3 protein-coding genes are annotated in these 8,593 nt (G+C 67.7%); 2 read left to right on the forward strand and 1 reads right to left on the reverse strand.

The features are described 5' to 3' along the window. Nucleotides 1–33: 33 nt before the first annotated feature. Complete coding sequence (locus NTX40_08525; protein ID MCX5649123.1) at nt 34–4,410, reverse strand: acyl-CoA dehydratase activase; 4,377 nt, start codon at nt 4,408–4,410, stop codon at nt 34–36. A 304-nt stretch (nt 4,411–4,714) separates the two neighbouring features. Here NTX40_08525 and NTX40_08530 point away from each other — a divergent pair, with 304 nt between their 5' ends. Both NTX40_08530 and NTX40_08535 read left to right on the forward strand, forming a co-directional pair. Next, the gene (locus NTX40_08530; protein ID MCX5649124.1) at nt 4,715–6,760 is read left to right on the forward strand and encodes a serine/threonine-protein kinase; all 2,046 of its coding nucleotides are present in this window, start codon (nt 4,715–4,717) and stop codon (nt 6,758–6,760) included. 96 nt (nt 6,761–6,856) lie between these two features. Then, nucleotides 6,857–8,107, forward strand: a complete 1,251-nt coding sequence (locus NTX40_08535) for a serine/threonine-protein kinase (protein ID MCX5649125.1) — start codon at nt 6,857–6,859, stop codon at nt 8,105–8,107. Nucleotides 8,108–8,593 lie beyond the last annotated feature (486 nt).

An 8,593-nucleotide genomic window follows, 5' to 3' on the forward strand; every position in this document is an offset into this window, starting at 1 on the left:
ATGGCACCTTACTGCGGGTTTTGAAACCGTGCCTCAGTCGTTGCTGCGGACGGCGGCGAGGGCGGCGCCGGCGGGGGTCGAGGTGCCGCCGCCCATCGCGCGCTGGCGCGAGAGCATCCGCTCGCGGGCCTGGTACATGAAGGCTTCGAGGCGGATCATTTCGGTCGCCTGTTCCAGGCCGTCGTAGGCCACCTTGAGGACCGGCATGTCGTGGTCGCGGGCGAACTTCGTCAGGAGCGCGTTGACGATCGTGCCGGGCATACAGTTGAAGGGATGGAGATTCATGATGCCATCGCACCCGTCGTGGACGTATTCCATGCATCGGCCCATGGAGAGGATGGGTTCGCCGCGGATCGCGGGGTCGAGATACGGCCGGCCCAGGTCGATGACGTGGTCGCTGGAAGGTTCGTCGAAGAAGTGGCGGACGGCGCCGCGGAACTCGTTGAGGACCTTGTACTTTTCGCGTCGCTGGACGAAGTCAACGATGCGTTCGACGAGGAGGCGGCGCCACTGGCGTTCGATGCGGGCGTCGGTGACGCGGCTCCAGGCGATGTAGTTGATCCATTCCTCAAAGGGCGGGAGGACGGCCTCGCCGCCGAGGGACTCGATCTTGCGGACCATGAAGTTGTTGGTGAACTGATTGCATCGGACGAAGACCTCGCCGACGAGGCCGATGCGCGGCCTGGGGCGCGAGCGGTCGACGGCGACAGCCTCGAACGCCCGGCGCGCCTCGCGCGCCAGGGCCGCCATGTCGCCGCGGCCCTCGACCACCTCCTCGCACTGCCGGAGGTGGTGCTCGTAGAGGTGGTCGCACTCGCCCGCATGGGTCTCGTACGGGCGAGTTTCCCGGAGGAGTTTCTGGAGCGTATCGACGAACACGATGCCGGTCCACGCAAGGCGGCGGAAGTCCGCGCCCAGGTTCTTCAGGTCGCCCTGGTAATCCCTGTCCTGATCGAGGAGCACCATCGGCACGTCCTCCAGGCCGAGGTCGTCGAGGACCATGCGCTGGAACTTGTTGTACTGTCCGAAGCGGCAGGGCCCGAAGGCGGTCGGCATGAAGAAGGCGGAGCGGTCGGGGTCGAAGCCGGGCGTGTGGATCTGGCGGAGCATGTCGCCGGTGGTGATGATGCAGGGGTAGCATTCCTTTCCGCTCGTGTACTTTCGTCCCCAGACGAGCGTGTCCTCGTCGCTCATGGCCATCTGTCGGGCCTGGACGCCGCTGGCGCGCATGGCGGCGGCCATCGCGTAGCCGTGATCGTCCATGTAGGGGATGTAGATCGTCCGCGAGCCGAACGTGCTGCGGCTATAGTCCAACTTGTGGGCGCGGATCCTGACGGAGGCGCGGGCCTCGCGCTGGCGGACACCCGTAAGCCGCGAGCGGCTGGCGACACCCTTGAGGCTGTCGAGGAACGCCTCGCACCGCGTGATGGCGCCGACGTCGGCCGTGTGCTCGTCCACTTCGAGGACGAGGCACGGCTTTCCGGCGAGTTCCCGCGAGACGAACTTCATGATGAACGAGTCGGGCCCGCATCCGAAGTTCGTGATGTACACGGGATACAGGCGCGGGTCGCGGGCGATGATCCGGACGCCCCCGATGATCTTCTGGCCGTACCGCCAGTACATGTGCGGGTAGTCGGCCGAAATGTCCTCCTCGTCGAGCGGCAGCATGTCCAGGGGGATGGCCAGGCACCCGAGGTCGCGCAACTTCTCGGGGATGTTCATGTTGAGGCCGGGGTCGCAGGCGTTGTACGGCCGGCCGACGATCACCAGGGCCGTCTGGTCGGGCCTCAGACCGGCCAGACAATCGCGCCCGCGGGCCTGGAGGGCGTCGGTGAAGCGTTGCTGTGCGGCGAAGGCCTCGGAGACAGCGCGGCGAGCGCGGCTGCGGGTCGCGCCGAGGCCGACGGCCATCTTCTCGAGGTCCCGGCGCACCGCCTTTTCACCCCGCGAAAAGTGAAGGATCGGCTCCACCACTTTGCCGCTCGCGGCCACGTCCTCCATCGCCGCCCGGGCCATGAACGGCACCGCCTGGACGTAGGGGCAGACGTAGGAGTTGACGATGTCGTCGGTGGCGCGCGGCATGTCGATGATGGTCGGCAGGAAGATGTGGTCCACGCCCTTCTCCGCGAGGTCGCGGATGTGGCCGTGCGCGACCTTGACAGGGAAGCACGTCTCGGCCGCCACTTCTTCGACGCCCTGGCGGATGACCTTGCCGACCGTTCGGCTCGACAGGACGACCTCGAACCCGAGTTCCGTGAAGAGCGCCTTCCACATCGGCATGAGTTCAAAGAAGTGGGTCATCTGCGGCAGGCCGACGCGCTTGCCGTTCGGATGGTCGGGCTTCTTCTTGTCATAGGCGGTCTCGAGAAGGCGCTGACGCTCGACGAAGAGCCTCGGCAGATGCTTGCCGAGCGAGTCGCGCTCCGACTCGTCGAACTTGCCGCACCGGCTGCCGTAGTAGAGCGTCCGTTCGGCGCGGGCGCCTTGGCCGTCCGGGCCGCCCTCGGAGGCATGGATCTTGACGACGTGGATTTCACATCGGTTGGCGCAGTCCTCGCACTCGAACGTGTCGAACGAATACCGGACGTTCCGCAGGTCGAACCCCTTGAAGGTGGTCTCGCGGCCGGTCTCGTCGTACCAGTCGCGCGCGATCAGCGCCATGCCGACGGCGCCAAGGACGTCGTGATGCGGCGGGACGGTGACGGGTTTGCCGAGGACCTTCTCGAACGCCGCCTTCACGCCGCGGTTGTACGCCGTCCCGCCCTGAAAGAGAATGACGTCGCCGATGCGGTGCTCCTCGACGACGCGGTTCAGGTAGTTCTGGACGATGGAGTAGCAGAGGCCCGCGCAGAGGTCGTCCACCGCCACGCCGCGCTGCTGGTTCCGGTTGATGTCGGTCTCGATGAAGACGGTGCATCGTTCGCCCATGGCGGGGGGCTCGTCGGCCGACAGGGCCTTCGCGTTGAACTCGCCCGTCTTTAGGCCCACCCCCAGCCGCTCGGACTGTTCCTCGATGAAGGAGCCCGTCCCGGCGGCGCAGACCTTGTTCATCGTGAAATCGACGACCGCGCCCGAGTCGAGGCTGATGTACTTGGAGTCCTGGCCGCCGATCTCGAAGATCGTATCCACGTCCGGCCGGATGAAGGACGCACCCGTGGCGTGGGCGGTGATCTCGTTCTTGACGATGTCGGCGCCGATGAAGTCGCCCGTCAGGTACCGCCCGGAGCCGGTCGTCGCGCATCCGCGGACGCGGACGCGCCCTTTCCCGCCGCGCTCCTCCAGGGCCGTGCCCACTTTGTAGAGGCCGTCGGTCACGGCCGCGAGCGGCCGGCCCGCCGTCATCAAGTACTCGCGCGCCAGGACGCGCCCCTCGCGGTCGACGGCCACGACGTTCGTCGAGATGCTGCCGACGTCCACGCCGACGAAAACGTCCACGCTATCCGTCCCGGCGGGGAACGGGTCGGGCTCGATCACGAGGGGGTACCGGTCGTCGGCCAGGGGCACGTGGAGTTCGCCGCCGCCGTAGCGCCGCGACTCCAGGTACTCCCGCAGCGGGTCGAGCGACTCGATGCGCCCCAGTTCGCCGCGATCGCGCGCCACCAGACAAGCCCCGATCGCGCCCATCGAGGCGTAATGCTCGGGAATCAGGAGCGCGCCCGGCTCGAGTGCCAGCACTTCGGTGAACGCGCGGACCATCCCCGCGTTGGCCGCCACCCCGCCCTGGAACGCGACGCGCGGCGCGAATTCCTTGGCTTTGCCGATGACCGCCTTGAAGTTCCGCGCCATCGCGAAGCACAGGCCCGCGACGATGTCGTAGTCCGGCGTCCCCTCCTGCTGGAGATGGATCATGTCGCTCTTGGCAAAGACGGAGCATCGGCCCGCGAGTCGAGGCACGTGCACCGACCGAAGCGCCATCCTGCCCCACTCGTCCTCGATCGAGACACCCAGCCGCGACGCCTGCTGGTCGAGGAACGAGCCCGTGCCCGCCGCGCACAAGGCGTTCATCGCGAAGTCCCTGACGCGCAGCCGGCCCGTCTTCGGGTCCTCCTCCAGGAGGATCAGTTTCGAGTCCTCGCCGCCGATCTCGATGATCGTTCGCACCTCGGGATGGAGCGTCGCCGTCGCGGCGGCCTGCGCGATGACCTCGTTGACCGGCTTGATCCGGTACAGGCCGCCCAGGACCGCCGTGCCCGCGCCCGTGAAGGCGACGCCCTCGATCTCCGATGGCGGGACCTCCGCCAAGAGCGCCTCGAGGGCCTCCAGGGCGGTCTCCAGCGGCTTGCCGCGCGTCCGGACGTACCGTTCCCTGAGGACCTTGCCTTCCGCGTCCGCCTTCGCCAAGGCTTCGGCGGACAGGTCCACGAGGACGAGGTTCAGGCTGACCGAGCCGATGTCGATACCGAGATACACGCCTCTGCCCTTCCTAATACTACTACGCAACTTTGCGCGGCGTCCCGGCGGGACGCCGCGCAAACCCCGCTTTCACACCTGAAAACGCATCTCTCCTGCGCGGTGGGTTCGGAGACCCACCGCGCAAAGGCATAAGTTGCGTTGTAGCACTAAGACGCTTCCTGTGATTCCGAGCGACCGAGGAGCGCCCCGAACGCGCAAGAGCGGAAATTATAGCCGACCCCCTGCCGGTGCGTCAACTTTGGATTGACAGCCCTCGCGCCGGAGAGGATAGTCGAGTCCCGGCGAGCCGGGATCGAACGCCATGCCCGAACCATCTCAAGCGGAACGCCTCGAAAATCTGGTCGCCCAGGGTCTCGTCACGGCGGAGGAAGCCCGGGAGGCCCGGCGTCTGTTGGAGGAGGCCGGCCGGGCCGGTCGCGACCTGCCCCTGACCAAGGCACTCCTCCAGGCCGGCGCCATCGCCGCCCGCGCCCACCACGCGCCGGTCGCCCCCGCCGCGGGCGACACCGCCGCCGCCGAAATCGCCTCCTCCGACCTCGAACTCCTCGAACGCATCAGCCGAGGACGCCAGGCCGTCGTCTACAAGTGCCGCCAGAAAGCCATGGACCGTCTCGTGGCCGTGAAGATCCTCCCGCCGTCGGCCGCCCGCGACCCCGAGTCGCGCCGCCGATTCATCCAGGAGGCCCGCCACGCCGCCCGACTCTCCCACCCCAACATCGTCACCATCCACCAGATCCGCCCTTTCCGCGATACATTCTACATCGTGATGGAACTGGTGGACGGCGGGAGCCTCGGCGAACTCTTGGCCGTCCGAAAACGCTTCGGGCCCGCCGAGGCCGTCACCATTCTGCGGCCGGTCGTCGAGGCCCTCGCCTGCGCCCACCGCGCCGGTCTCGTCCACCGCGACATCAAGCCGGGCAACATCCTCCTGGCTGCGGACGGCACGGTGAAACTGGCGGACCTCGGCCTGGCGCGCCGCGTCGGCGAAGACGCCGAGGAGGAGGCGGGCAAGGCCTTCGGCACGCCGTACTACATCTCGCCCGAGCAGGTGCGCGGCGAGGCGCGCATCGATTTCCGCGCCGACATTTACTCCCTCGGCGCCACCTTCTACCAGATGCTCACCGGCCGGCCACCTTTCACCGCCCCCACGCCCCAGGAGGTGATGCAGAAACACCTCACCGAGCCTCCGCCCGACCCGCGCCAGTTCGTCCCCAACCTGCCCCAGGTCCTCTGCGACATCCTCGCCAAGGCCCTCGCCAAACGCCCGGAGGACCGATACCAGACGGCCGAGAAGTTCCTCGCGGCCCTGTCGGCCATCGACATACAGGACCTCGAGGCATGGGAAATGGCCGCCCCCGAAGCCCTCGTCAAACAGTTGGCCGGCCTCGCCGATGCCGAACGCCGACGCACCTGGCATGTCGAGAAACTCACGCTCGCCGCCGCCCGCAAGCACGGCGCTCCGGAACGCGCCGTCGCACGCTCCCCCGACCGCGCCCACAAGGCGCGGCTCATCACTGCCGCGGTCGTCGTCGCGCTGGCCCTCGTTGGAGGCATCGTCGCCCTGGTGATGGCCCCGCGCCTGTTCCGCCCCGCGCCGAACGCAGCGCTGCCGGCGCCCCCGCTGCTCCCGCTTCCCGCGCTGCCCACGTTTCCCGCGCTGCCCACGCTTCCCGCGCCGCCCACGCCGCCAACCCCGATGCCTCCAACGCCCGTCCCGCCGACACCGCCGACACCCCCGACCCCTGCGCCGCCGACGCCGGCCAAAGCGCCCATCGTCGTCGAACTCGGCGAGCCGGGAGAGAGCGGCGGGCGCAAGTTCGTCGAGGAATGGCTCCTCCTCGGCCCCATTCCCTTCAAGGCCGGCGACCCGGGCGGACAGAACCCCGCCGAGCACGCCTTCGTCGCCGGCGAGGCGAACCTCGACGGAACCCAGACGCCTCCCGCCGGGGCCTCATGGAAGGTCGGCCATTTCAGGCAAAGTGCTCCCGAGGGCTGCATCAACCTGGAGAAGTCCTTCAACGGCCTCCAGTACGCCGTCGCCTACGCCGTCGCCTGGATTGATTCGCCCCGCGAGCACCGCGCCGCCGAGTTGCGCCTCGGATGCGACGACTATTTGCAGGTCTGGGTCAACGGCGACCTCGTGTTCACCTACAAGGGAAAGCCCCGGATGGGAAGGGCCGACCAGCACACCGTCGGGGGCGTCGCGCTCCAGAAGGGCCTCAACCACGTCGTCGTCAAGTGCGTCAACCTGACGGGGCGCTGGGCGTTCTACCTCCGCCTGACGGACGGCGCCGACAAGGCGATCCCCGTCCGGGCGGTCCGCGAGGCGCCGCCCGCCCCGAAATGACCCGCTCGCCCGCCGACGGACTACTTTTTGTTTGACACTCCGCGCCGCACGCCGGATAGTGAGCCCCCGTTCGGATCTCTTTCCGCGCACAACTCCATGCCGACATCTTCAGAAACGCGATTTGAGCAGCACGTGCTGGACCGCGGCCTCGTCACGCCGGACGAACTCCAGCAGGCGCGCTGCCTCCTGAACGAGGCCGAGGAAAAGGGCGAGCGCCTCACGCTGCCGGAGGCCCTCGTCCGCGCCGGCGCCATGACGAAAGCCCAGGCTCGCCGCGCCCTCGCCGGCCTCAAGGAAGAAACCGTCTCACCCACCATCCAGATCCCCGGCATCGAACTCCTTGAGCGCGTCGGCCGAGGCAGCCAGGCCGTCGTCTACAAGGGCCGACAGACCAGCGTCGACCGCATCGTCGCCGTCAAAATCCTCCTCTCCAAAGCCGGCGGCGACCCCGACGCCCGCCGCCGATTCGTCCAGGAAGCCAAGAGCGCCGCCAAACTCTCCCACTCCAACATCGTCCAGGCCATCGACGCCGGCGAAACCGGCGGACACTCCTACTTCATCATGGAATACGTGGACGGCACGACCGTCTACGACATGCTGAAGGACCGCGGCGAACCGCTCGGCGAAGAGGAGTCCCTCCGCATCATCATCCAGATCGCCGAGGCCCTCGCCCACGCCCACTCGCGCGGCTTCATCCACCGCGACGTTAAACCCAAAAACATCATGATCACCAAGGAAGGCGTCGCCAAACTCGCCGACATGGGCCTCGCGCGCCACGCCGAGGACGCCGACACCGCCCTCGAAGAGGCCGGCAAGGCCTACGGCACGCCGTACTATATCGCCCCGGAACAAGTGCGCGGCGACCCGCGCATCGATTCCCGCGCCGACATCTATTCCCTCGGCGCCACCTTCTACGAGATGCTCACCGGCCGGCCCCCCTTCACCGCACCGACACCCCAGCAGGTGATGCAGAAGCACATCATGGCACCCCTCGTGCCGCCCGACCACGTGAACCCGGAACTGTCGGCCGGCGTCAGCGAAGTCGTCGAAGTCATGATGCTCAAACGCCCCCAGGACCGCTACAACTCCACCGACGACCTCCTCGTGGACCTCCGGACCGTCGCCGCAGGGGAGCCCCCGCGCATCGCCCGCGAAAAGGTCGGCATGCAGACGGCCGCCCTCGAAGGCCTCGCCGATGGCGAATCGGCCCACGACGCCGCCAGAACCGGCGCCCAGGCCCTCCGCGCCCCGGCCCCCGGCCCCTTTGCCGTCAACCAACTCACCATCATCCTCCTCGTCGCCCTGGTCGTCTCGATCCTCCTGAACCTCCTCCAACTGTTCCTCTAAGCGGTCCGACATATATTTTGCGCGGTGGTTCGGAGCCTGCCCCGAGCCAAGCCGAGGGGTAACCACTGCGCAAGAAAGCAATTGCAGGGCGGCGCCTGACGGTCGCGGCTCTCAGCCTGTCGCCGCTTCCGTATAGGGCGAGCGCAAAAAACGCGGCAGCCCAAACCGGCCGCCGCGCCTCTTCGCCAACGACACTCCGCCAAACTCTGTCTGATAAATCCAGAATGCTTTTGGGTGGCGGCCTTCCTAGGCCGCCACCGCCTTCCGTGCCATGCGCGGTGGCCTCGGAAGTTTACCCGCCGGGGCGGGGCCACCGCGCGATTTATCAGACAGAACCTAATACGAAAACAGCCAATCGTTCCCGTCGTAGTACAGGCAGATGATGCCGTTCGGCTTCTCCGGATACCAGTTCGCCGGATCCTCCGCGTTCACCCCGTCCGTCGTGTAACACGTCTTGACCGGCGGCCCGCCGGGACCCGCGCTCCA

The organism is Planctomycetota bacterium (assembly GCA_026387035.1).
GTDB lineage: Bacteria > Planctomycetota > Phycisphaerae > FEN-1346 > FEN-1346 > JAPLMM01.